We start from the raw sequence: 24769 nt of genomic DNA, 5'->3' as shown, positions 1-24769 counted from the left end.
GGCATCTCGCCCCATGTTAATTAGAAAGAAGTATTAATGCCTAAGCTGATACTACGGCCGTAACGGCTCAAATGACTCACTTGCTCTTGGGTTTTAATGTATGACCACTGACGTTCATTGGTGAGGTTGGTCACATTCAAGTCTATTCGTGTCTTTGCAGTTAGATTATAGCTGGCACTGAAATCAAATTGACCATAATCCGCTGCCCATTCTGGGCCGCCCCACGCATCTGGATACTTCAGGTAATCATCTCGCCAGTTGTAAGCGATACGCGCTTGGTAGTCATCCTTTTCATAATAGATAACCGCATTGTAAGAATGCTCAGACATACCTGCGAATGGTAGCTCATCTTTTTCAGGATCATCGTATTTACTATCCGTAAATGTGTAGTTGATTTGCATACCTAGGCCATCAAATGGTGCTGGTAGCAATTTCTCAAACGATTGCTGATAAGCTATTTCAAAGCCTTTTATTTCAGCGCCTGCTTCAGAACGTGGAGACATTTGTGTAAACTCAGGTCCCTCAACTTCCACTCCGTCTTTGAGGAATTTTCCGACTTTTATTGTGCCGACACGCCCCTGAGCAATCACAGACTTAATGTCTTTATAATAGGTTGCAAACGTGAGCGCTCCATAATCAGAGAAGTACCACTCTAGTCCCAAATCAAACTGGTTTGCTCTAAGTGGCTTGATCCCAGGGTTGGCGAGATTAAGTTCAAACTTACTGAAATTGATTGAGCTATATGGGGTTAGAAAATCAATGCTAGGCCTAGTGATAACTTTAGCCGCGCTGGTTCTAAATAGCAGTGAGTCTGTTATTTCTAACTTAAAGTTCATGCTAGGCAGTACATCAGTATAGTCATCTTCGACGTAAGAATCGGAGTAATAATCGGCAATATCCCCTTCTATACGATAGATAATGTCGCCATCTTCGTCTTCTTCTACGTTGTATACCAGACTTGGGTAATCAAAAATGTAGCCATCAGAAGTGATCTCGGTTTTGATTGCTCTTACGCCTAGGTTAAGGTTGTAAGGCATCTCCGATAGCTCGCCGACTAGATTGGTCTCTAAATAAAGTGCAAATGTTGACTCAGAAAGCTCATAGGAATCTTTAGGGCTCTTGGAAGCTCTGATTTTTTCATCTGCGGCTTGGGCGTTAATGGATTGATAAAAAGCATAGAGTTTTTCGTAGTCAAAGCTGGCCCATGGTGCAGGATGCATGCCCGGCTCACCATCTAGGAAGTTATCAAAGTTGGCGGGTACAAGTACATCTGCGGGTAGCCTAAATAAGCTAAGACTACCGAGCTTTTCTACGCTTGAGTTATCAAAGCTGTCGTAATCTGAGTTTTTAAAATAAGCCCCACCATTACTAAACATTGACGGATCATTTGATTTGCTTACGTCTCTGGCTTTAGTTTGCTTACCATAATGAAAGCCAAACTTGATGTCTTTGACAAATTCCCATTCAGGAATAAATGTCCCTTCAAGCCTTAACTCTTCAACATCGCTTATCACTTCCGTGCCATAGTTGTAGCTGTAGTGAGCTCCAAAGGGTTGATCGGCATTAAGTGCTGGTGACATAGTCACATCTGGCAGGTGGTTGTCGCCTGTTTGATCTATGGTGATAGTATCAACAAAGCCACGTGCCACGATGTAGCGGTTGTCGCCATCATTGTTCCGCTCGGCACGCGACTTAGACACGTCAAATTCAAGCGTTAGATCGCTGGTAGCATACCACTTGAAGTTAAGACCGGCTTGCCAAGTGTCGGTATTGCGAGGCTCAGAGACGTTCAGTAGTTCAGCCATTGCACCATCGACTAATTCAATGTAGTTGACGTTGCCATCTTCATTAAATTTTAATTCACCTACTGCTGGGATCCCCGGTGTCCAAGGTTCATCATAGGTGACGAAAGAGATTTGATATTTTTCACCGTCGGTTTTGTAGCTTGAGTATAAGCTATCAAAGGTGACATCAATATCATTCGTTGGACGCCATTGTAACGCTAGACTCGCACCAATGCGCTCACGTTTATCTTGCCAGTTCGAGTAGCGCACATATCCAGGGATCATTGATGGGTGTACTTTCTCGCCCTCATCTAGTTCGCCATTTCGGTTACTATCAACAGGGACTCGCACGTCGGTATTTTCTTCTGGATCGTAAAACCCTTGTCCCTCGTAGGAGTCTTCGCGTTGAGTTCGCTCGGAATAAACAGCGGTAAATAGCGCGCCAAAGGTATTGTCAAAAAAAGTATCACTGATTAGAAATGAGGCTTGAGGGTTGGTATCTCCGGTACGTTCTTCGTAAATGGCTTTGGCACTTCCGGCGAGGGTAAAGCCATCCATATCTAACGGTCGGCGGGTTTTTATATTGATGACCGAGCCAATTCCCCCTTCTTGTGTTTGTGCTTGTGGTGACTTGTATACTTCTAATGCTTGAACCATTTCAGGCGCAATTAAATCGAAGTTAAAGTCACGGCTTGTGTGTTCAGATGCCATTCTACGACCATTGATGGTGGTAACGTTAAAGTCCCCGCCAAGGCCCCGCACTGTGACGTTTTGTCCTTCACCGGCGTTACGGGTAATGGCGATACCTGTCATTCGTTGTAGCGCTTCAGCAAGGTTTTGATCTGGGAACTTGCCGATGTCTTCAGCAACGATGGCATCCATTACGCCGACGGCGTTTTTCTTGAGAAAGAGTGACTCTTTGATACTGGAACGTACGCCACGTACTTCAATTTTCTCAACTTGTTGTTTAGCTTTATCTTGCTCGTCGGATCTGCTGTTCTGATCTGTTTCCTGTGCATATGCGTGTTGGGATAGAGCACAACTCACGGCTAATCCCACAGCACACAGTTTTAGAGTGTGTTTCATCTTGTTGTCCTGTAGCGTATTTTTATTATTGCGCTCGAATATCGAGCGCTGAGAGTTTGGGCTGTTAATTGTGTTTACTTAGCTCACAATGCCCAGTGGTGTTGCAGTGCGCCATTTGCCCCTAGTAAAGTCTGGGAAGTCCTTGCTATTACTTCTGTCTGCAACTGAGTCCATTGAAAGCGGGAAGACTGCCGACCACGCCGCGGCGTCATAGACATCCTGATCTAGTGGCTCACCATTGCGTAAGCAGTAAACGAGGCGCCAGAACATCAAGAAGTCCATGCCTCCGTGTCCGCCGTTACGCTCTGCCTCTGCGCCCATTTTTTGCCAAAGTGGATGATCGTACTTACCGTACCAATCAGTCATGTCGTAATCCCACTCATGGAAGCTCTTACTCCCGCCATTTTCGAGTGCAATGCGGTTGGGGAATCCTGCAAACACGCCGTTAGTACCTTGAATTAAGTTATGGCGAGAGTAAGGGCGAGGCGTTGTGGTATCGTGCTGTACCATAATCGAGCGGCCTTTAGCCGTTTTGATGATGCTGGTATTCATATCACCAGCGGTATAATTGAGTTGATTTCGTTCGTGATCGGCCGGAAACTCACGTTTTGCATATGCAGCACGGCCAAGGGCAGGAGAGCTCATTGAAGATATGTAGTCAAAGCGGTCACCACGGTTGATGTTCATGTATTGAGAAACCGGACCTAAACCGTGGGTTGGATAGAGGTTACCGTCGCGCTTAGTGTGCCAGTGAGTGCGCCACGAGCCTGTTTTGTGCTCGATTTCTTTCATCTGCCAACGTAATTCGTGAATGTAAGCGGCTTCACCATGAAGTAGTTCACCAAATACTCCTTGGCGCACCATATTCAGCACCATAAGCTCGTCGCGGCCGTAACAAACGTTTTCTAACATCATGCAATGTTTTTGGGTGCGCTCTGAGGTGTCAACCAGTTGCCAAGCCTCTTCAATGGTGACTGCGGCAGGTACTTCAACGAACGCGTGCTTTCCGCTTTCCATAGTGTCTACAGCCATTGGGGTGTGCCATTTCCAAGGTGTGGAAATAATAACAATATCAATATCGTCACGTTCAAGCATGCGACGATAGTCGAGGTCATTTTTGCCGTAAGTTGCAGGCGCCGGTAAGCCTTTGTCCACAACAATCTTAACCGCTCTGTCAACAACTTCTTGATGAGTATCACAGATGGCTTTGATCTCTACTCCGTCAAGGTGACAAAAGTGTTTAACCGCACCTACACCACGTTGACCAACACCAATAAAACCAACACGAACAATATCTAGCTTAGGGGCGATTAAACCCAGCACCGAATTTCCTTGTGGCTTTGGTGCAAGTGGCGCTTTATTATTACTACTTGCGCAGCCTACCACTGCACCGGTTGCTGCGATTGCAGCCATTGATTGGAGAAATCGCCGACGGTTTAGATCACCCATAATAACCTCTTAGTTGTTCAGTCTTGTTGTTAAAAACGAAATGTTATTTTTTGGTTATTATTACGGTAGTTTTATTTTGAACGCAAGAAAAATATCTTTCATTTTGTTTCGGTTTTCTTTTGTTTTGTTCCTTTTTTTTAGAATATATTCAGGTAAAACAAGGTGTTATTTTTATTTTATTACAAAGGTAAAAAAATAATTTGAAAGCAAATGAAAGGTGTGTAGACTAAAATTAACCAAAACGAAAGGAGGTGTCATGCTGAACACCATTGAAAGACGTCACGAAATTGTACAGCTCGTTGGTCAAGTTGAACGGGTTGAAGTTTCTGAGTTGGCAGAAAAATTTGGTGTCTCAACTGTGACGATTCGAAACGATCTCAATGCCTTACATGAAAAAGGGCTATTGGTTCGTTCTCACGGTGGCGCGGTAGCAAGCTCGAAGCTTACCAAAGAGTTAACCATCAGCGAGAAGCATGATGATCATCGCCAAGTGAAAGTCGAGCTTGGTAAGTTGGTAGCGAGTTTAATAGGGAATAACGAATCTATTATTCTTGATTCTGGTACAACAACGGAAGAAGTTGCTAAACAATTGATCCAACATGAGCAATTGGTCGTGATGACCAATGGGTTGAATGTTGCGCAAGCGCTGGTCAGTGCCGAGAGTGTTGATGTCTTGATGACCGGTGGGTCACTGCGAAAAAAATCACTCTCTTTTTACGGTAGCCATGCAGAAGAGCAGCTCAAACAGTATCATTTTGATCGGTTAATTTTGGGTGTTGATGGTCTGTCTGTTGATGTTGGTGTGACCACACACTTCGAGCCTGAGGCCGCATTAAATCGTGAAATGTGTAAGGCTGCAAAGCAAGTAATTGTGGTGACTGACTCCAGTAAGTTTGGCCGTAATGGCGTGCACCGAATTATCTCCTGTGCAGAAATTGACGTTTTGGTAACGGACAGTGGCATTCCAGATGATATCTATCAACAACTGGTCGCCGCAGGAATAGAGGTACATTTAATAACGTCTTAAGAGGTATTTATGCGGCGCTTTCAAGCCCTAATCGAAGCCAATAAATCGGGTAAAAATTCAGGTATTTATGCTATTTGCTCTGCGCACCCCTGGGTGTTGGAAGCTGCGATTAGATACGCTAAGCAGGAGAACACACTGCTGTTAATTGAGGCTACAGCGAATCAGGTTAATCAGTTTGGTGGTTACACTGGTATGTTACCGGCAGACTTCATCGCAACGGTAGAAGCCATGGCTGATGAGTTGGGTTTTGATAAAAACCTGTTGATTTTTGGTGGGGATCACTTAGGTCCGGTTTGTTGGGTAAATGAAAGTAGCCAAGCCGCAATGGCAAAGGCCTGTACCTTAGTCGCTGAATACGTAAAAGCAGGTTTTAAAAAAATTCATTTGGACGCCAGTATGCCATGTGCTGATGATCCTGAAGTATTAAGTGATGAAATTGTCGCTAATCGTGCAGCATTACTCTGTAAAACCGCAGAAGAAACCGCTATTGCAACGTTTGGGCAGAGTGACATTGTTTACGTAATTGGTACAGAGGTGCCACCACCAGGCGGGGCAGATGAGCACATTGATAGCTTGCAGCCAACGAGCCAAGATGCTGCTGGTGAGACCTTAGCGTGTCATCGTGATATTTTTGCGCAACAAGGTCTTGAGCATGCATGGCAGCGTGTAGTGGCTATGGTTGTGCAACCTGGTGTTGAGTTTGATAACACTCAAGTCTTTGATTACAAGCCTGAAGAGGCGCAAGCATTAAAAGGCTTTATTAGTACAGTTGATAATATCGCGTTTGAGGCACACTCCACTGACTATCAAACTGCAGGCGCATATAAGTCGTTAATTGCAGACCATTTTGCAATTTTGAAAGTAGGCCCAGAGCTAACCTTTGCATTACGTGAAGGGTTATTCGCGCTTCACCATATAGAGCAGCGCCTGATACCGGGCGAGCATAGTCATTTTGTCGAAGTAATCGAAGAGGTCATGCTGGCAGAGCCAACTAGTTGGCAGCGCTTTTATCATGGTGAACCATCGCAATTACGCTTTCTACGCCAATTTAGCTTTAGTGATCGCATTCGCTATTACTGGCATCAAGAAGCAGTACAAGCAGCATTAACTAAGATGTTGGCGAACTTGCAACAACAGGCCTTGCCATTACCTTTGATCAGCCAATATTTTCCTGAGTTTTATCAAGCGGTCCGCGAAGGTGAAATTGAAAACACTGCTAAAGCTTTAGTGATTGCCAAAATACAGCGCGTAGTTGCTCGCTACTCAACGGCCTGCTTTGCGATGGAGAAAGCATCATGAGCCTATTACTCGGATACGATATTGAAGCGTTAAAAACACAAAACGCCTATTGGACCGCAAAAGAAATTAGCCAGCAACCACACATGTGGCAGCAAACAGCGCAGCTAGTTGCGCAATTGCGTGCGCAACTGGTCGCTCAGCTATCACCGCTACTCGAAAATCCAGACACGCAAATTATTTTGACTGGAGCTGGCACGTCTGCCTATATTGGCGACGCGATCGCTAACCATTTAAATAGCCACCTTAAGCAGTCAGTTCGAGCGGTAAGCACAACGGATTTAGTCGCTGCACCGAAGCAATATTTAGCAACGGATAAGCCTTGCTTGTTGGTTTCATTTGCGCGCTCTGGAAATAGCCCAGAGAGTGTCGCTGCGGTTGAGTTGGTCACGCAATTAGTTGCAAATAGCCAGCATTTATTCATTACTTGCAGTCAACAGGGTAAGCTACATCAAGCGGCTCAACATAACGCTAATGCACAAAGTATTTTGTTGCCAGAGGCCACATTAGATCAAAGTTTCGCAATGACCAGTAGTTATTCATCCATGATGGTTGCTGCGATACAATTTTTTACTCCTGATAACGACGCAGTAGCGTCACTAGTCGCCGCGGCCGACACCATGCTATGTGACACCCTGCAACAAAATATTCGTGCTTTTGCTAAGCAACCATTTGAGCGCTTAGTATATTTAGGTTCTGGCTGTTTACTGGGTTTTGCAAAAGAGGCCGCGCTTAAGATGCTAGAGCTTTCCGCAGGCAAGGTGATGAGTGTATGCGAGTCATCACTTGGCTTTCGCCATGGCCCAAAATCATTAGTAAACGACAAAACCGCAGTGGTGTGTTTTATTTCGAGTGATAGCTACACCAGCCGCTATGACCAAGATCTTGTTGCGGAGTTATTACGCGATGGTACTGCGATGACGGTGCACTCTGTGTGTCCACCTGTGCAGGCGTTGAATGACGTTTGGCAGGGGTTACTGTACATGCTCTTTGCTCAGCAACTGAGTTTTTTCAAAGCTCTTGGACTTGGCATATCGCCAGATAATCCGTGCCCAACGGGTGAAGTGAATCGGGTTGTACAAGGGGTAACTATTCACCCATTTGGGAGTGCAGCATGATTTATGGAGTGGATGTTGGAGGTAGCAAAATAGAAATTGCTGTATTTGACAACAAGCTGCAACGGATCGAATCATGGCGTGTTGCAACGCCGAAACAGAGTTATGATGCATTTTTGACACAAATTGCAGCTTTGGTACACCAAGCTGATGACAAATATGGATGTAAAGGTCAGGTAGGTATTGGTATGCCTGGCATTGTTAATGCCAAGCAGCGAGTATTGTCGGCTAACGTACCCTGTGCCAATGGAAAAACGGTTAAAGCCGATCTCATGGCTTTGCTCGAAAGACCGATTGCGGTAGAAAATGATTGCCGCTGTTTTGCGCTGTCAGAGGCAAGCTTAGGTGCAGGTGTCAGCTACAAGAAGGTATTCGGTGCAATTATTGGCACCGGCGCTGGGGGCGGGTTTTGTATCGACGGTGCTTTGTACAAAAGTGCTCAGGGCATTGCCGGTGAGTATGGCCACCATCCCTTGTCGGCATTATTGCAGCAAAAGTATGGATTACCTATTTGGGACTGTGGTTGCGGCTTACAAGGGTGTTTGGAGCGTTATGTTGCGGGCCCTGGTCTGGCTAGCTTGTACCGGCATTTCACTGACCGAGAATTGACTTCGGAGCAAGTGGTTGCTGCGATGCGTGCAGGTGAGGCAGAGGCCAAGCATGCTTTTAGTTGCTACATGGATTTACTTGGCTCCGCGTTTGCAAACCTCATCAAAGCTTATGATCCTGAAGTGATTGTGTTAGGTGGTGGTATGTCATTGATCGATGAGTTGGTTGAAGCACTCCCTCAAGCTATCGAACCACATGTATTTTCAGCCATTGCGGTGCCCGATATCGTCAGGGCTAAACATGGCGATGCCAGCGGGGCATTAGGAGCTGCAATATTAGGGAGTAAACTAGATGCCTGAGCTAACTCGCTACATCCAACCTCGCCGTATTTTTACTCCTTTGGGAGGACTGGAGCAGCATGTTGTGGTGATCAAGGGCGAGCGCTTTGACACTATTATTTCAGCTAGCGATGCACCTGATGAAGTTGAACGATACCCTGAGCTAGACATGTGGCCGGGCCTGATTGATCTCCATATACATGGTCGAGAGGGTTGTGATGTAATTGACGGTAAACTGTCAAGTATAGAAACCATCAGTGCTTCCTTACTTAGGCATGGTGTTACGGGCTTTTTAGCGACCACAGTAACGACAACTTGGCCACAAACGATTGCCGCCATGCGCGTGGTGGGTGAAGCTTATAAATTGAGGCTACCAGGTGCACAGGTACTTGGAGGGTATAGTGAAGGGTTGTTTTTTAGCGAAAAACATAAAGGGGCTCATAATGAAGCTTTTTTTAAACCGCTTGATGAAGCCTTGATTGATGAAATGATAGCGGCCGCAGACGGCGCCTTAAAAGCGGTTGCCTTAGCCCCTGAAAAGGCTAACGGTATCGCAATGACGGAATACCTCAGTAAGCGTGGTGTTCGGGTTATGCTGGGTCACTGCGATGCTAATTATGACCAAACCTCAAAAGCATTGGCGCATGGTGCTTGTGGTGGAGTGCATGTATTTAATGGTATGCGTGGCATTCATCATCGTGAACCCGGTTGTGCTGGTGCTTTGTTACTTGATAGCCAGGCTTTGGTTGAAGTCATCGCTGATGGGATCCATTTACATCCGGCAATTTTACAATTGATTTATCGACTCAAAGGCCAGCAAAAGGTGGCTTTGATCAGCGATTGCATTAACGCCGGTGGCCTTAAAGACGGCGAATATCAACTTGGGGAAATGCCGATTGTTGTGAATGAGGGCATTGCAAAAACACACAGTGGTAGCTTAGCGGGAAGTACATTAACGCTTGAAAAGGCAGTGAAAAACTTAACCGAGTTGGCCGGTATACCGCTGCATGAAGCCATCAATATGGCGAGTCTAGTACCTGCGACTTATCTCAATGTCGCCCCTGAGCTTGGCAGTATTGAAGCCGGTAAAATCGCGCATTTCTCTTTGGTTGACGATGCGTTTCATATTCATCATTGCAATCTTTTCGGACAAGCGGTTTTTTAGCGGACTGGTATAACGGACGCGGACACTTCTTTATATGCTGCAAAAAGCACGGAAGCTTTGCCAATACAAATGCCTAAGGGAAGCTGATAAAGCGAAAATTAGCCTCCGCGTTTCGCATTAGAAACTTTTTCGTGAATTGATTGCATTTTAGACGACTTCAAGGATGATGTTCGCTACAAGAGGTGATATACTCCCGCCGAATAATTTTTCTACTTTAAATAGAGTAAAACAATGGCAGATTTATCGAAATACAGAAACATTGGTATTTTCGCGCACGTTGATGCGGGTAAAACTACCACCACTGAGCGTATTCTAAAGCTTACTGGTAAAATTCACAAAACTGGTGAAGTACACGACGGTGAGTCTACTACAGACTTCATGGAGCAGGAAGCTGAGCGTGGTATTACTATCCAATCAGCAGCGGTAACTTGTGAGTGGAAAGGCCACCGTTTAAACGTTATCGATACTCCTGGACACGTTGACTTCACAGTAGAAGTATACCGTTCACTTAAAGTACTTGACGGTGGTATCGGTGTATTCTGTGGTTCTGGTGGTGTTGAGCCACAATCAGAAACAAACTGGCGTTATGCGAACGAATCAGAAGTTGCACGTGTAATCTTCGTAAACAAACTAGACCGTATGGGTGCAGACTTCTACCGTGTAGTTGGTCAGGTTGAGAAAGTACTTGGTGCTAATCCACTAGTGATGACGCTACCAATTGGTATCGAAGACCAATTCACAGGTGTAGTAGACGTACTTGAGAAGAAAGCGTACGTTTGGGATGACACAGGTCTTCCAGAAAACTACGAAGTTACTGACGTTCCTGCGGACATGGTAGACAAAGTTGAAGAGTACCATGAGATGCTAGTTGAGTCTGCTGTTGAGCAAGACGACGACCTAATGGAAGCGTACATGGAAGGTGAAATGCCTTCTCTTGAGCAAATCAAAACTTGTATCCGTAAAGGTACTCGTGATCTTGCATTCTTCCCAACTTACTGTGGTTCAGCGTTCAAAAACAAAGGTATGCAGCTTGTACTAGATGCAGTTGTAGATTACCTTCCGTCTCCTACAGAAGTTGATCCTCAGCCACTAACTGACAAAGAAACTGGTGAGCCTACTGGTGAAGTAGCAACAGTTTCTGCTGATGAGCCACTTAAAGCGCTTGCGTTCAAAATCATGGACGACCGTTTTGGTGCACTTACGTTCATCCGTATCTACTCAGGTCGCATGAAGAAGGGTGATACTGTTCTTAACTCTGCAACTGGTAAAACAGAGCGTATCGGCCGCATGGTTGAGATGCAAGCAGACGAGCGTAACGAACTTACTGAAGCACAAGCGGGTGACATCATCGCTGTTGTTGGTATGAAGAACGTTCAAACAGGTCACACACTATGTGATCCTAAGCACGAATGTACGCTTGAAGCGATGATCTTCCCTGATCCGGTAATCTCTATCGCTGTTGCACCTAAAGACAAAGGTGGTAACGAGAAGATGGGTATCGCGATCGGTAAAATGGTTGCAGAAGATCCTTCATTCCAAGTTGAGACTGATGAAGATTCAGGTGAAACTATCCTTAAAGGTATGGGTGAGCTTCACCTAGACATTAAGGTAGATATCCTTAAGCGTACTTACGGTGTTGAGCTAGTTGTAGGTCAGCCTCAGGTTGCTTACCGTGAAACTATCACGCAAGAAGTTGAAGATAGCTACACGCACAAGAAACAGTCTGGTGGTTCTGGTCAGTTCGGTAAGATCGACTACCGTATCAAGCCAGGTGAAGTTGGTTCAGGCTTCAAGTTCTCTTCAACAGTTGTTGGTGGTAACGTTCCTAAGGAATTCTGGCCGGCAGTTGAGAAAGGCTTCAAGTCAATGATGGAAGAGGGTGTGCTTGCAGGCTTCCCAGTACTAGACGTTGAAGTTGAACTATTCGACGGTGGCTTCCACGCAGTTGACTCATCAGCAATCGCGTTCGAAATCGCTGCAAAAGGCGCATTCCGTCAGTCTATCCCTAAAGCGGGTGCACAACTTCTTGAGCCAATCATGAAAGTTGACGTGTTCACACCTGAAGACAACGTAGGTGACGTAATTGGTGACCTTAACCGTCGTCGCGGTATGATCAAAGACCAAGAAGCTGGCGCAATGGGCGTTCGTATCAAGGGTGAAGTACCACTATCTGAAATGTTCGGATACATCGGTCACCTACGTACAATCACGTCTGGTCGTGGTCAGTTCTCTATGGAATTCTCACACTACGCTCCGTGTCCAGCAAACGTTGCTGAAGCGGTAATCGCAGCAGAGAAAGAGAAAAAAGCAGCTAAGTAATATTATTTACTTATTCTGAATAAAAAAGGTCGCATTATGCGGCCTTTTTTTATTTATAATTCATATAGTTAAAATTAATTTTCTCTTTTAAAAAATAGTCACTTTTATTTCATATCTTATTAATTCTAAAGTTCTTGCTTTAGGGACATTGGCACTTTATCATTACCTTTTTATAAATAAAAAGAGTCGCATAATCGTGTCGTGGACTCCTGTTTTATTAAGCTTGAGTAAATAATGGAGGTACTCAATGAGAACATTAGAATTAGAAGTAAACTGGCTTTTTTATGCGTTAGCATTGGCGCTGGTGTGGTTGTGTGAAGTGCTTGGCAATGCTATTGGAGTTTATGCTTCATTAATACAGGGGGGAGCTGTCGCCCTATTGATTGCTATCGTGGTTGCTTTCGCCTTTTCTTTTATGGGAACGTACTTCTTACACATAGATAAAGCAGGCATTAGCTATAAGTTGCTAGGAACAACTCAGTATATCCACGCTGATCACATAAAAAAAATAACGCTTTTAAATTTGGGCTTAGTTAATATCCCAGTAGTGCATTTAGATGACGGTCGTAAGATTCGCTTTTTTTGTTGGAAAATGACCCAAAGCGAATTATCTAGAGTGGGTAATTTAGTTAACGCGGGCTAGCAATAAAGCTCTAAGGCAGGTGAGTAGCTCACCTGCTTCAATGTCAAAGTAGATTACTTCTCATTTAGCCAAATAGCGGCTTGTTTTGCAAAGTAAGTCAAAATACCATCCGCACCTGCACGTTTGAATGCAAGTAGAGATTCTAGTACAACTGGCTTTTCAGCCAACCAACCGTTATCAATTGCAGCCTTATGCATGGCATATTCACCACTAACTTGATAAGCGAATGTTGGCACCCCAAACTCATCTTTAACACGTCTAACAACATCTAGGTATGGCATACCTGGTTTTACCATCACCATATCAGCACCTTCTTGTAAGTCCAAAGCCACTTCACGTAATGCTTCGTCAGAATTGGCTGGATCCATTTGATAGGTTTTCTTGTCTGCGCCTTTCAGGTTGCCCGCAGAGCCGATAGCGTCGCGGAAAGGTCCATAGTAACTCGATGCATACTTGGCTGAGTACGCCATTATACGAGTATGGATAAAACCGCACTCTTCTAGTGCTTCGCGCACGGCGCCAATACGGCCATCCATCATGTCTGAAGGTGCGACAACATCGGCACCAGCTTCAGCATGAGAGAGCGCTTGTTTCACCAAGACTTCAACGGTTTCCTCATTCATAACATAACCGTCTTCATCCAAAATACCATCTTGACCATGGACAGTGAATGGGTCTAATGCGACATCGGTGATGATACCAAGTTCAGGACATGCTGCTTTAATGGCACGGACCGCTCTTTGTACAATTCCTTCTGGGTTATACGCTTCTTCAGCGAGTAATGTTTTTTGCTCAGCTGGCGTTACTGGGAACAAAGCAATGGCAGGAATGCCTAAGTCAGCCAGCAGCTTAGCTTCTTCAACTAAAAGGTCTATTGATAAACGCTCAATACCTGGCATAGAGGGAATGCTCTCTCGCGTCGACTCACCGTCTAATACAAATACTGGATAGATCAAGTCATTGACCGTCAGCGTGCTTTCACTCATTAGGCGTCTTGAAAAGTCATCGCGACGCATTCTGCGCATGCGAGTTAAGGGGAAAAGATCGAGTCCTGATTGAGCCACGTTAGTTCTCCTGATTGGGTTTGAAAGTAACAACTCGATTACGGCCTTGTTGTTTAGCTTGGTACAAGGCTTTATCTGCATTGTCCGTGTAAAGTTGTGGATTGTGTGGGTCAGCAACTACTGCGCTATAAATACCGGCGCTAGTTGTCATATTGAGGATTTGTTCTCCAAGCTTGATATCGAGCTCGGATGTGGCGATCCTCACGCGCTCAGCTACTTCCAAAGCGCCTGCGTTAGGGGTGTTTGGTAATAGCAAGATAAATTCTTCTCCGCCATAGCGAAAAACTTCATCATGAGGTCTGCGTAGGTGTGACTTGATTAAATTAGCAAACTCACAAATTGCCTGATCTCCGGCTAGATGACCATATTTATCGTTGATATTCTTAAAGTGGTCGATATCAAAAATGACCAAGCTTAATTCAGTTTGCTCTCGTCTAGAACGCCGCACTTCCATTTGTAAGCGTTTGTCGAAGTAGCGACGATTTTTTACCTTAGTGAGTGGATCTTCCATGCTCATGCGCTCCAACTCTCTATTTTTATCCTCTAATTCTCTTAAGGTTACCTGAAGCTCAAATGTGCGTGATTCAATATTAGACTCTAAGTCATGCTGTGCTTGTTCTTGTAACTTTAGCTTTTCTTTTAGTAGGGCATCTTCAGCTTGAGTATGTGCTAAGCGGCGCTGTTGGTTTGCTAACTTTTCATCCCGCTGTGCAATATAGAGGCGTACTAAAAGATAGCTAAGCAAGGTAGTTTCGAGCGTGAAAATACTGAAGTAACCAATATGATGTAAAAAGCTGCCTGATTGTACGCCAAGCTCTACCGTGAACGGATAACTGATTAAAATAAAGTGGCTCAGCACAATTGCGAGCAAAATATTACGACTGTTATGAGTGGTGCGAGCCAATGAGTAGATCAGCAAAATGGTGATGGCCAAACTGACCGAAAGGGCCAACAACAGTGAGATAGATACAGGCAAGAGGGCAAGCAGAATAAACAACCCTATGCTTACTAATATCACCGGCTTGAATGTCAGCTTTTGCGGCAGAAGTAATCTTTTCTCCGAACAATGGCTAAGTACGGGTAATAATAATATGCTCAGTAGCAGGGTCATCATGCCTTGGCCATACTGTTGGAACCATTGCCAAGAGGAGTAAAAGTACCGATATCCAAAGCCGTAAATATGTGCGTTTAACAGCCATGCGGTAGCAACAAATAAAGTAGCCAACAAAAAGTAGCTTTTTTTCGTTACGTTATAAAGCGTGGCATTGGTCAGCGCCAAAGCTAAGACAAAGCCTGCCAAAATACCAAATATGAGGTTAAATTTGCTCTTATATTTCAGATACGCATTTGGCTCCCATATTGCAATGGGCGCATTGATGACCCCTTCATCACTGAGCTGTAAGTAGAGCTCGCTTATCGTTTGCGGTTGCAATTCTAGCGGTACAACCAAAGATTCATATTTAAGTGGACGTGAGATCAACGGCAGAGCATCGCCAATATCTAATGTCAGGATCGGATGATTTGGCCTTACATGATATGCCGTAACAGAGTCAATGAGGTTATTGTTTATACTGACAATAATCGGCGAAACAGTATTGCTCGTGTTGGCCAATGTAATTTTAAGCCACAAAAATTTGTGTGTAGCGCGCAGCCCCATTGGTAATTGAACATGTTCATGCCATTCTACAGAGGCTGTCAGCAGTTCGTTTAACGATGCATATTTACTTAAGGTATATTGCAGCGTAACTTGGTGCTCAACTTTGAACGATTCAGAGACCGTTACCATTGAGCATACTGACGAGCTGAATAATAACAAAAATAGCGATAACATCGTGCGCAGCAATGGCTTTACCTCACAAACAATCGCATGAAATTGGCACTTGTCGCACTCATTACTTCATTGACAGAGCACTGCTTAAGTTGTGCAATTTTTTCAGCGACATGGATTAAATATTGAGGCTCATTACGACGAGACTTGGGTTTTGGTTTTATGGTTCGTGGTAAAAGATACGGAGAATCGGTCTCTAGTAGTAGCCGATCCAGCGGAATATATTGAATGAGCTCTTGTAAAGTTTGCCCTCTACGCTCATCACATACCCACCCTGTAATACCTATCATCAAGCCATAATCTAGGTAGTGACGCAGTGCGCTAAGATCCCCAGTAAAGCAGTGTAGTACACCATTAACTTCAACTTGTTGCAGTAGTGCAAAAAGCGCATCATGGGCGTCTCTTTCATGAAGGTATACAGGATAATTGATTTCCTCAGCAAGTTGCAGCTGGCTCAAGCATACCTCTTGCTGTTTGGGCCGTGGTGAGTAGTCGCGATTAAAATCAAGGCCGCATTCACCAATAGCGACGACTTTATCACTACTGGCGATAAGGCATTTTAACTCATGACACAAGTTGTCAGGTGCATCTTTAGCATCATGAGGGTGGACCCCGACTGTGCTGTAAAGGGTATGTTGCTCTGCAAGCATGATACTTTCTTTACTACTGTCTAAGTCACACCCTATCGCCAGCATAGAGGCTACACCAGCTTCTTTAGCCCGAGCAATAACGTCGGTCAAATCGGGCGAAAATTGCGAGCTGGTGAGGTTTACACCAGCATCGATCATAGTTTGCATTAGTTAACTCGTTTTACTCGAGTTGTGCGGTGGAGGCCTTCTTTTTTCATTAAGAATGAGCCGAAAGATGCACGCTCAATGATTAATGTATCCCCTTCCTCTGCACTAAATGTTTCGGGAGAGAGTTGTTTCCAGATCTGGCCGTTATCCAAGGTAAATACCATTTTACCTCGGCCTTGAGTCGAAACCTTGGTTACTTTCGCGCGAATTTCATCTATTTCTTCACTGGCGACTTTTATTTGATTTTCCAAGCCGAAACCATCTTCCTTTGACTCTAGTACTGGTACTTGAGTTTGGCGCGAGTTTCCTTGGGTGTGTGTTAGAGTACCTCGCTGTTCCGTTATGGGCTTGTTAGCGATGACATTGTCATAACACATTAAGCGTTTAAAATCGTTTTCAATAAGCGTGCATGCTTGTAAAGCTTGAGTATTAATTGTCTCAGCGGCGCATAAAGAAGAAAATCCTAAAGCGAACAGCATCATGGTTTTTTTCATTCTTCTGACTCCTGTTGTTGTGGTTTTGTGCTGTAAAATCTGGCTAAAATTAATCCCAACTCAAACAAGAGTAGCATAGGTAAAGCTAGCAAAGTTTGAGATAGAACATCTGGTGGGGTTAAAAACATGGCGATAACAAAAGCGCCAACCACCACATATGGTCGTTTTTCTTTTAAACTGGTCGTTGTTGTCATACCGCTCCAACAAATGAGCATAATGGCAACAGGTATTTCAAACGCAATACCAAAGGCAAAAAACAGCTTCAAAATAAAACCCAGATAGCTGCTAATGTCAGGTGACAATGTCATCATCTCTGGCCCAACACTGGTAAAAAAACCAAGTATGATAGGCATGACCACGAAGTAACAAAACGCGATGCCACCGTAGAAGAGCAGTACACTCGACAATAGAATGGGAATAAGCATGCGCTTTTCATGTTTATAAAGGCCAGGTGCGATGAAGCCCCAAACTTGATGCAATATAAAAGGGACGGCTGCAAAAAGAGATACAAATAGCGTCAGTTTAAATGGCGCGAAAAAAGGGGCTGTAACGTCGGTTGCGATCATCGTTGTGTTGCTAGGTAAGCTTTCCACAAGCGGTGCTGCGATAAAAGCGTAAATATCATTGGCGAAATACACCAAAGCAACAAAAATAATGAAAACACTCATCAATGCTTTCATTAAGCGGTTTCTTAGCTCTACTAAGTGAGCAATAAATCCACTTTGGGCTGATTCTGTCATGTAGCTTGACTCGTAAGAAGTAAAATGCACATTAGACTAGCTGACAGGGCGTAGTTTGGACACCGATAGTCCAAACTTCACCTATGACTCAACTACTCAACGGTTAGATTGAATTAGTCTTTGTTGTTATTGTTGTCGGTCGGTTTATAAGAGTGCCTAACCGATTCAGCAGCCTCTTGTAATTCTTGAACGGATTGTTTGAGCTCTGGTGCTAAATCCTGCATGCCTTGTTGTTCCGCCTTTTTTAAATTGTTATGTAGCTCATGAACTCGAAGTTCTTCACTGACCTCGGCTTTCACTGAGTTGGCAAAAGACTTCACAGTTTTTGTCCACCTAACAACGGTGCGGATTGCAACGGGAAGGCGCTCCGGGCCAAGTACAATCAGGCCAACGATAAGCACGACCACTAACTCCCACATACCCATGCTTAATTACACCTTATCTTTTTCTTTCTCAGATGCAGGCTGTGCTTGTTCTGTTGTTGTATTTTTTAACTGTTCAGGCTCAGACTTAGATTCAGATTTAGACTCTGAAGATGAGTTTTCATCAGCGACGGCCTTTTTAAAGCCTTTAACTGCGCCACCTAAGTCGCTGCCGATACCGCGTAGCTTTTTCGTTCCAAATAACAAAACAATGATGGCTAATATAATAAGTAATTGCCAAATACTGATCCCACCGAATCCCATACTAACTCCATAAATACTTACTGCTTAAGAATAATGATTATACGCCTAGCGAGCAAAAAATCACCCTGTTTTACGCCAAGCGGTAATAAATACTAGCACAGCAATTATGGCAAGTAGGCTACTTGCGACGGGCTTATCAAATATAAAGCTAAGACCGGATACAATAGCAAGGCTACTGGCGGCTAAACCCAATAATAAAGGCTTAGTGGCTGTATTGTTCGGTTGGGAAACAGCCTGAGGAGGTCTACGTTTTAGGTTTTGATAAATGAGGTCGGGCAGTTCAGGCATTTTTTCGGCCCAAAATGGCAGATTTGCGTATAATTTTTTAGCAACAGCCAGCGGACCTACTTGTTCTTGTACCCAGTGTTCTAAAAATGGCTTTGCCGTTTTCCATAAGTCCAGTTGCGGGTAAAGTTGACGACCTAGCCCTTCCACATACAGTAGCGTTTTTTGCAGCAATACCAGCTGTGGCTGTACTTCCATATTGAAGCGTCTGGCGGTGTTAAATAGGTTTACCAGTACATGACCAAAAGAAATTTCCGCCAGAGGCTTGTTGAAGATGGGTTCGCACACGGTGCGGATTGCAAATTCAAACTCTTCGACACAGGTGTCAGCTGGAACCCAGCCAGAGTCCACATGCAGTTGGGCGACTTGCCGGTAGTCTCGATTAAAAAAGGCGATAAAGTTTTCCGCAAGATAGCGCTTGTCTTCTCGGTTCAGTGTACCCACGATACCGCAATCGATCCCGATGTACTTCGGGTTATGCGGGTTTTCACGAGAGACAAAGATATTGCCAGGGTGCATGTCAGCATGGAAGAAGCTATCGCGGAATACCTGAGTGAAGAATACTTCAACTCCACGTTCTGCTAAAAGCTTCATGTTAGTCCCTTGGGCAAGCAGTGCTTCGGTATCTGAGACTGGGATCCCGTAGATGCGCTCCATTACCAGTACATTTTTACGTGAATAATCACTATAAACTTCTGGGATATAAAGGGAATCTGAGCCTTCAAAGTTACGTCTCAACTGAATGGCATTTGCGCCCTCGCGCATCAAGTCCAATTCGTCTAGTAGTGTTTTTTTGTATTCTCTTACCACTTCGACCGGACGTAGGCGCTTGCCTTCGCTGAGTAAGTTGACGACCACTTTGGCAAAGCGTTCCATTAACGACAAGTCTGCGTGGATCTGCTTTTCAATATCAGGGCGGATCACTTTTATCACCACATCTTTGATGTCGTCGTTATGTTGCAGTTTGGCAGCATGAACTTGGGCGATGGAAGCAGAGGCTAGGGGAGCTGACTCAAATTCGACAAAGTATTCATGGATATCTTCAATTTCTAAGGCGCGTTCTATGAGTTGTTGCGCCATTTCAGAGTCAAAGGGTTGAACTTGGTCTTGTAAAAAGGCTAGCTCTTCGGCGATATCTGGGGGTAATAGGTCGCGACGTGTCGAGAGCATTTGGCCGAACTTGATCCACACGGGGCCGAGAGTTTGCAGTGCCAGTCTTAGGCGGGTTCCTACTGGCTTGTCTTTGTGTTTGTTGCGCATCCAAAACAAACTTGCTCGCGCCAGCTTGCCATACCAGGGCTGTTTATGAGATGGGACGATTTCATCTAATCCATAGTCTAAAAACGTTTTGGTTATTTGATGCAAACGAAGTAAAGACAAGCTAGTTTCCTTTGGTTTTTTTAAGTAATGAGTTGATACGTTGTTCTAAGCTTTCAGCTTGGCTACTCACGGCTCTAATTTGTTGTTTGAAATGTTGAAACTCAAGCGGGTGAGGCGCGACTTCCAACTCATCTTGGAACAGTGCGGTGAGCGTCTTTTTAATAACTTGAGTATCTTGTTGAGCACGACCAGCGAGCTTACGCAAGCTATCAATAACCATCTGGGCGGGGCCGTCACCTAAGTATTTGGCAAGATGTTCAGCCCAGTCGATATCTAAGGTTGCCAGTGCATTACTGTATAGTTGTGCCAAGGCAAGGTCACCATCCAGATCAAGCTTGTCTTGTCTAATTAGGGCGGTGAGCTGACTTGGATCTTTCAGTTCAAGTAAGGTCGCGAGATCGGCGCTAATGGAGCAATCCGCAATACCATCAAAGGGACAGAGCACATGGATGTTTATGCCAGTGTAGGTAATGGCTAAGCGGGTATGAAGATCGCGAATTTCGATGCTCAATACTTTATGTTGGCCTTTACTCAGCGCACTGTCGAGTTCATTTGAGAGTTGCAGGCCTTTATTTAAAGCCGTTTCGACCACGGCGCCAAGTAACGAAGCTAACACATCTACTCCTAGAATTTGAAGCCACGGTGAAGGGCAACGATGCCACCTGTCATGTTCTGATAATCAGTTTGTTCAAATCCAGCGTCATCCATCATTGCTTTAAGTGTTTCTTGATCTGGATGCATCCGAATGGATTCGGCAAGGTAACGGTATGATTCACTATCATTTGCAACGAGTTTGCCCATTGCTGGAAGCAGTGTAAATGAATACATATCGTAAAGTTTTGCCAGCGCTTCGTTATCTGTTTTTGAGAACTCTAATACGAGTAAACGCCCACCTGGCTTGAGTACACGATACATAGAGCGTAACGCTTTTTCTTTATCGGTCACGTTACGCAGACCAAACGCGATGGTAATTACATCAAAGGTGTTGTCGTCAAATGGCAGCATTTCAGCATTCATTTGCACGTATTCGATATTACCAACTCGGCCTAAATCGCGCAGCTTTTCACGGCCCACTTTCAGCATTGAGTCATTGATGTCACCTAATACGACTTGGCCTTTATCACCGACAAGTTCACTGAATTTAGCTGTTAAGTCACCGGTTCCACCTGCAAGATCTAGTACTTTGTGACCTGCACGCACGCCTGAACAGGCGATGGTTTGACGTTTCCATAAACGATGAATACCGAAAGACATTAGATCGTTCATAATGTCGTATTTTGCTGCTACAGAATGGAATACGTCTGCGACCATTGAGGCTTTTTTGTCGGCCTCGACTGTTTTATATCCAAAATGGGTTGTATTGTCTTGTGACTCTTTCATGTGGGTTCCATCATTACACTGCAACTATACCGCTAGTGTACTTGATAGGTAGCCGTGGGCGCAATTTCTTATACGTGTTGTGTTGTTGAAATTACAAACAAAAGTAGAAGGGAGTCGATCAGTGGCTGATATAGCAATGTTGGCCTAACGAGTGGGCTTTTTGAGCCGCAAAACTCGCGCGCTTGGCTAATGCATTGAAGTCATGCTCTGGCGCAAGCTGAGCAATACCGAGCGCAAGCGATACATTGGGTAGCGGTACTTTGCCTTTTGCACTAACAAACTTTAATCGCTCAACGCCTTTACGCACCTTTTCTGCGATAACACTGGCAGTATCGAGATCTACATCGGCAAGGATCACGGTAAATTCTTTTTTGCCGGTACGCCCTGGAAGGCCACTTTCAACAACATAGCGTTTAATGTTATTGGCGATACGATTAAGTACAACCTCACCCACAACTTCACCAAACCGTGTTGAAAATTCATCAAGGTTATCTACTTGTATTGAAAGTGCACAAACTGATTTCTGCTGTGATTGCCACAAAGACACTTTTTGATGAAGATAATGGCGCTTATAAAGTCCAGTTTGGGGGTCTAGTATGTGTTGTTTGCGCAACGTTAACAGTAGTGCTTGGTTACGCTCGTAATCAAGTCGAGATTTTATTAACGCTTGTTTAAATTGTTTGTGCTGTTTTAGCAATAGCTCGGTTTGTTTAGCAAGGGTTGATAGTGCGCGCTTACTCTTTTGAATGTTGTGTTCATCTAAATTATGTACGCATTGGCTTACTTGTTGAGCAAATCGAATCACATGTTTTTGAGAGTTTTCAGTGTTTTCGTGCAACTCAGTCACCAAGGAATCAACACCTTCTAGTAATTCGGATTGGGTTTTTTGCCCTTGATCTAGGAACTGATAATAGAGCTGTTCAACGAATACGCAGTCTATTTTGGTATTGCTTTTTATGGCTTTATTAATGGCATTATCGAGATCTTGATTGGCTGCACTAATATGAGTGTACGCGACCTGATAATTTAAGGGAGTAGGCGGCAAATGATGTTGCTCTAAAAACAGGCACACCTGTGTCATTTTTTCTTGGGCAACAGCCATGGGATCATGGAACATCATTTCATTTACCACAACAATTAATTATAAAACGTTAATGAACTACCACCAATTCCATCGGTGTAACTCTTGTCCTAATTGCACTAGACCTACATTAATCTGTATCGCCCGAATTGAAAAGCAAAAAATTTGTCTTTGAAATAGAAAATTTACATTTTTTTGTTGATTTGCTGATTTTATCAGCAATTTTTATTAGGTTGAGTACTTTGTATTCAATCTGAGTTATTGGTGATTCTATCGATTTAAGTTGCATCTGTTGTTGGACTCTCCTACTTTGAACACCTAAAAATTCATTTCACTATAACAAACGCTCAAAACAGTAACCCGCCTACTTTAATGTCGTACTGTTACTGGGAATTGAGCAATTATATTAAGTATCGAGGAAGTTAGCGTGTTATCACCAAAATTAAAGCTATGGACCAAGCGTTCAAGCGTCGCTCTTTGTCTTTCTATCGCCTTAACAGGCTGTGCTATTACAGGTGCTGATAATAATGATGCTGAGTTTACTCAGATAGCGAGCAGCATCATGCAGTTTAGAGGTGATAATAATGCTTACGGTCGCAGTGATCTCAAGGCTGAATTCCTCCTACCTAACTTAAGTGCAGAAAAGCTTGCCGAAACAAATCAGCAGCGATTGGCATTTTTGGCCCAGCTAGACAGCATTGATAGATCTTCTTTGAGCGAAGAAAATCAGATAAACCTCACTATTTTACGCGCACAAGTGCAAAATGGCGTAGATGAATATCGTTTTCATAGCCACTATATGCCATTGACATCCGAGTATGGTTTTCATTCTGGGCTATCTTTTATGATTTCTGGTCATGACTTCACAAAGCGGGCAGGTTACGAGCTCTATTTAGCACGTTTGCAGCAAGTTCCGCGCTATTTCAAGCAAAATATTGATTGGATGAAAGAGGGGATGGCGATTGGTTTAACACAACCAAAAGCGGTACTCGCAGGTTATGAAAGCTCTATTGAGGCTTTTATCGTTGAGGACATCACTGAGTCGGAATTTTATGCTCCTTTCAAACAAAACCAAGCGGGACTACCCGAGGCTGAATTCAAAGCGCTACAGCAGCGTGGCGAAAAAATTATAAAGCGTGAAGTTATTGCTGCTTATCAAGACTATTTAGACTTTTTCGTCAACGAGTATCGACCTGCAGCTAGAACGGATATTGGTATTTCGTCCACGCCAAATGGTGAAGCTTTTTACGCTAACCGCGCGAAATATTACACGACAACGGACATGACACCAAAAGAGATCCATGAACTTGGGTTAAAAGAAGTGGCCCGGATCCGTGGTGAGATGGATAAAATCATTAAAGAAGTTGGCTTTAAGGGCTCTTTTGCTGAGTTTGTACAATTCTTAAGAACGGATCCACAGTTTTACGCTAAAACCCCAGAAGCGCTTTTAAAAGAAGCTGCTTACATAGCGAAAAAGATGGATGCGCAGTTGCCAAAGTTATTCCATACATTGCCGAGAAAGCCATACGGCGTTGCTCCCGTTCCTGCAAGCATTGCGCCTAAATATACAACGGGACGTTACTCTGGAGCTCGCAGTGATACGGATGCTGGTTACTATTGGGTTAACACCTATGCACTGGATAAACGCCCACTTTACGTTTTAGAAGCGCTGACATTACATGAAGCCGTGCCAGGACACCACTTACAGATCTCATTAAATGCGGAGCTAGACTACTTACCTGACTATCGTCGTAGTGCCTATATTTCGGCTTTTGGTGAAGGGTGGGGCTTGTATTCTGAATTTTTGGGGATCGAGGCGGGCTTTTATCAAGACCCATACAGTGATTTTGGCCGCTTAACATATGAAATGTGGCGTGCTGCTCGCTTAGTGGTTGATACAGGCATGCATATGTTCGGATGGAGCCGTGAAAAAGCGATGAACTTTATGAAAGACAATACGGCCCTGTCACTTCACAATGTGAAAACAGAAACCGACCGCTATATTTCATGGCCGGGGCAAGCGTTGTCATACAAAATTGGTGAGCTGACTATCAAACGCTTACGCCGTAAAGCGGAAAAGACACTGGGTGATCAGTTCGACATTCGCGAGTTCCATCACCAAATCTTGCGCCATGGCTCTGTACCTTTGTTTGTTTTAGAAGAGCAAATCGACAAATACATTGAAGCAACAATGAATCAAGCTCCACAGTAATAGAGCCTGTCCATTTAATAAAAAAGCCCAAAGCAGTGACTTTGGGCTTTT

General features: G+C 44.2%; 21 protein-coding genes. 8 read left to right on the top strand and 13 right to left on the bottom strand.

What is annotated here, in order from left to right; genetic code table 11:
• Positions 1-20: 20 nt before the first annotated feature.
• Positions 21-2870 carry a TonB-dependent receptor gene (locus CEX98_RS16035; protein WP_099643040.1) on the bottom strand — a complete coding sequence of 950 codons (2850 nt, stop codon included), beginning with the start codon at positions 2868-2870 and terminating at the stop codon, positions 21-23.
• A gap of 78 nt (positions 2871-2948) precedes the next feature.
• Complete coding sequence (locus CEX98_RS16030) at positions 2949-4319, bottom strand: Gfo/Idh/MocA family oxidoreductase (protein ID WP_099643039.1); 1371 nt, start codon at positions 4317-4319, stop codon at positions 2949-2951.
• A gap of 256 nt (positions 4320-4575) precedes the next feature.
• On the opposite strand from CEX98_RS16030, the gene agaR reads away from it, so the two are divergent.
• The 7 genes from agaR to CEX98_RS15995 all read left to right on the top strand — a co-directional run bounded on the left by agaR (position 4576) and on the right by CEX98_RS15995 (position 12771).
• Positions 4576-5346 (top strand): transcriptional repressor AgaR, encoded by a 771-nt coding sequence (agaR, locus tag CEX98_RS16025; RefSeq protein WP_099643038.1) that lies wholly within the window; start codon positions 4576-4578, stop codon positions 5344-5346.
• 9 nt (positions 5347-5355) lie between these two features.
• On the top strand, positions 5356-6645 hold the full coding sequence (locus tag CEX98_RS16020; protein WP_099643037.1) for a D-tagatose-bisphosphate aldolase, class II, non-catalytic subunit: 1290 nt from the start codon (positions 5356-5358) through the stop codon (positions 6643-6645).
• Positions 6642-7760: an SIS domain-containing protein gene (locus CEX98_RS16015; protein WP_099643036.1), complete on the top strand. Its 1119-nt coding sequence runs from the start codon at positions 6642-6644 to the stop codon at positions 7758-7760. Before CEX98_RS16020 ends, CEX98_RS16015 begins: the two co-directional genes overlap by 4 nt.
• The gene (locus tag CEX98_RS16010) at positions 7757-8665 is read left to right on the top strand and encodes an ROK family protein (RefSeq protein ID WP_099643035.1); all 909 of its coding nucleotides are present in this window, start codon (positions 7757-7759) and stop codon (positions 8663-8665) included. The genes CEX98_RS16015 and CEX98_RS16010 overlap by 4 nt, the downstream gene beginning before the upstream one ends.
• Positions 8658-9809, top strand: coding sequence for an N-acetylglucosamine-6-phosphate deacetylase (nagA, locus tag CEX98_RS16005; protein WP_099643034.1), 1152 nt, complete (start codon positions 8658-8660; stop codon positions 9807-9809). Before CEX98_RS16010 ends, nagA begins: the two co-directional genes overlap by 8 nt.
• A gap of 231 nt (positions 9810-10040) precedes the next feature.
• Complete coding sequence (gene fusA / locus CEX98_RS16000; protein ID WP_099643033.1) at positions 10041-12128, top strand: elongation factor G; 2088 nt, start codon at positions 10041-10043, stop codon at positions 12126-12128.
• A 247-nt stretch (positions 12129-12375) separates the two neighbouring features.
• Positions 12376-12771, top strand: coding sequence for a hypothetical protein (locus CEX98_RS15995; RefSeq protein ID WP_099643032.1), 396 nt, complete (start codon positions 12376-12378; stop codon positions 12769-12771).
• A gap of 53 nt (positions 12772-12824) precedes the next feature.
• On the opposite strand, the gene hemB is transcribed toward CEX98_RS15995, so the two are convergent.
• The 11 genes from hemB to CEX98_RS15940 form a co-directional block, all read right to left on the bottom strand.
• Positions 12825-13835 carry a porphobilinogen synthase gene (hemB, locus tag CEX98_RS15990; RefSeq protein WP_099643031.1) on the bottom strand — a complete coding sequence of 337 codons (1011 nt, stop codon included), beginning with the start codon at positions 13833-13835 and terminating at the stop codon, positions 12825-12827.
• 1 nt (position 13836) lies between these two features.
• Positions 13837-15621, bottom strand: coding sequence for a sensor domain-containing diguanylate cyclase (locus CEX98_RS15985; RefSeq protein WP_242441731.1), 1785 nt, complete (start codon positions 15619-15621; stop codon positions 13837-13839).
• 62 nt (positions 15622-15683) lie between these two features.
• On the bottom strand, positions 15684-16460 hold the full coding sequence (locus tag CEX98_RS15980) for a TatD family hydrolase (protein WP_099643030.1): 777 nt from the start codon (positions 16458-16460) through the stop codon (positions 15684-15686).
• Positions 16460-16954, bottom strand: coding sequence for a hypothetical protein (locus tag CEX98_RS15975; RefSeq protein ID WP_099643029.1), 495 nt, complete (start codon positions 16952-16954; stop codon positions 16460-16462). Before CEX98_RS15975 ends, CEX98_RS15980 begins: the two co-directional genes overlap by 1 nt.
• Complete coding sequence (gene tatC / locus CEX98_RS15970) at positions 16951-17694, bottom strand: twin-arginine translocase subunit TatC (RefSeq protein ID WP_099643028.1); 744 nt, start codon at positions 17692-17694, stop codon at positions 16951-16953. The genes CEX98_RS15975 and tatC overlap by 4 nt, the downstream gene beginning before the upstream one ends.
• 113 nt (positions 17695-17807) lie before the next feature.
• Positions 17808-18119, bottom strand: coding sequence for a Sec-independent protein translocase protein TatB (gene tatB / locus CEX98_RS15965; RefSeq protein ID WP_099643027.1), 312 nt, complete (start codon positions 18117-18119; stop codon positions 17808-17810).
• A gap of 6 nt (positions 18120-18125) precedes the next feature.
• Positions 18126-18380, bottom strand: a complete 255-nt coding sequence (gene tatA / locus CEX98_RS15960; RefSeq protein ID WP_099643026.1) for a Sec-independent protein translocase subunit TatA — start codon at positions 18378-18380, stop codon at positions 18126-18128.
• A 60-nt stretch (positions 18381-18440) separates the two neighbouring features.
• A complete protein-coding gene (gene ubiB / locus CEX98_RS15955) occupies positions 18441-20045 on the bottom strand; it encodes a ubiquinone biosynthesis regulatory protein kinase UbiB (protein ID WP_099643025.1) in 1605 nt (534 codons plus the stop codon).
• Between the two features lies 1 nt (position 20046).
• Positions 20047-20661, bottom strand: coding sequence for a ubiquinone biosynthesis accessory factor UbiJ (locus CEX98_RS15950; protein ID WP_099643024.1), 615 nt, complete (start codon positions 20659-20661; stop codon positions 20047-20049).
• Positions 20662-20669: 8 nt separating this feature from the next.
• Positions 20670-21425, bottom strand: coding sequence for a bifunctional demethylmenaquinone methyltransferase/2-methoxy-6-polyprenyl-1,4-benzoquinol methylase UbiE (gene ubiE, locus CEX98_RS15945; protein WP_099643023.1), 756 nt, complete (start codon positions 21423-21425; stop codon positions 20670-20672).
• A gap of 118 nt (positions 21426-21543) precedes the next feature.
• A complete protein-coding gene (locus CEX98_RS15940) occupies positions 21544-22545 on the bottom strand; it encodes a GGDEF domain-containing protein (RefSeq protein ID WP_099643022.1) in 1002 nt (333 codons plus the stop codon).
• Positions 22546-22933: 388 nt separating this feature from the next.
• Here CEX98_RS15940 and CEX98_RS15935 point away from each other — a divergent pair, with 388 nt between their 5' ends.
• On the top strand, positions 22934-24718 hold the full coding sequence (locus tag CEX98_RS15935) for a DUF885 domain-containing protein (protein ID WP_099643021.1): 1785 nt from the start codon (positions 22934-22936) through the stop codon (positions 24716-24718).
• Positions 24719-24769: the final 51 nt, after the last annotated feature.

Origin of the sequence: Pseudoalteromonas piscicida, from assembly GCF_002744175.1 — a bacterium.
In the GTDB taxonomy this organism is placed as follows: Bacteria; Pseudomonadota; Gammaproteobacteria; order Enterobacterales; family Alteromonadaceae; genus Pseudoalteromonas; species Pseudoalteromonas piscicida_B.
The sequence above is the reverse complement of the archived record's forward strand: the minus strand, read 5'-3'. Positions and strand labels throughout refer to the sequence as shown.

Bases quoted from the DNA above. Each gene is read 5' to 3' on its own strand.
- tatA (WP_099643026.1), bottom strand. From the start codon at position 18,380: ATGGGATTCGGTGGGATCAGTATTTGGCAATTACTTATTATATTAGCC.
- ubiE (WP_099643023.1), bottom strand. From the start codon at position 21,425: ATGAAAGAGTCACAAGACAATACAACCCATTTTGGATATAAAACAGTC.
- CEX98_RS16020 (WP_099643037.1), top strand. From the start codon at position 5,356: ATGCGGCGCTTTCAAGCCCTAATCGAAGCCAATAAATCGGGTAAAAAT.
- nagA (WP_099643034.1), top strand. From the start codon at position 8,658: ATGCCTGAGCTAACTCGCTACATCCAACCTCGCCGTATTTTTACTCCT.
- CEX98_RS15995 (WP_099643032.1), top strand. From the start codon at position 12,376: ATGAGAACATTAGAATTAGAAGTAAACTGGCTTTTTTATGCGTTAGCA.
- CEX98_RS15980 (WP_099643030.1), bottom strand. From the start codon at position 16,460: ATGCAAACTATGATCGATGCTGGTGTAAACCTCACCAGCTCGCAATTT.
- CEX98_RS15940 (WP_099643022.1), bottom strand. From the start codon at position 22,545: ATGATGTTCCATGATCCCATGGCTGTTGCCCAAGAAAAAATGACACAG.
- CEX98_RS16030 (WP_099643039.1), bottom strand. From the start codon at position 4,319: ATGGGTGATCTAAACCGTCGGCGATTTCTCCAATCAATGGCTGCAATC.
- CEX98_RS16035 (WP_099643040.1), bottom strand. From the start codon at position 2,870: ATGAAACACACTCTAAAACTGTGTGCTGTGGGATTAGCCGTGAGTTGT.
- fusA (WP_099643033.1), top strand. From the start codon at position 10,041: ATGGCAGATTTATCGAAATACAGAAACATTGGTATTTTCGCGCACGTT.
- tatB (WP_099643027.1), bottom strand. From the start codon at position 18,119: ATGGGTATGTGGGAGTTAGTGGTCGTGCTTATCGTTGGCCTGATTGTA.
- CEX98_RS16010 (WP_099643035.1), top strand. From the start codon at position 7,757: ATGATTTATGGAGTGGATGTTGGAGGTAGCAAAATAGAAATTGCTGTA.
- CEX98_RS15975 (WP_099643029.1), bottom strand. From the start codon at position 16,954: ATGAAAAAAACCATGATGCTGTTCGCTTTAGGATTTTCTTCTTTATGC.
- CEX98_RS16015 (WP_099643036.1), top strand. From the start codon at position 6,642: ATGAGCCTATTACTCGGATACGATATTGAAGCGTTAAAAACACAAAAC.
- tatC (WP_099643028.1), bottom strand. From the start codon at position 17,694: ATGACAGAATCAGCCCAAAGTGGATTTATTGCTCACTTAGTAGAGCTA.
- agaR (WP_099643038.1), top strand. From the start codon at position 4,576: ATGCTGAACACCATTGAAAGACGTCACGAAATTGTACAGCTCGTTGGT.
- CEX98_RS15985 (WP_242441731.1), bottom strand. From the start codon at position 15,621: ATGGTAACGGTCTCTGAATCGTTCAAAGTTGAGCACCAAGTTACGCTG.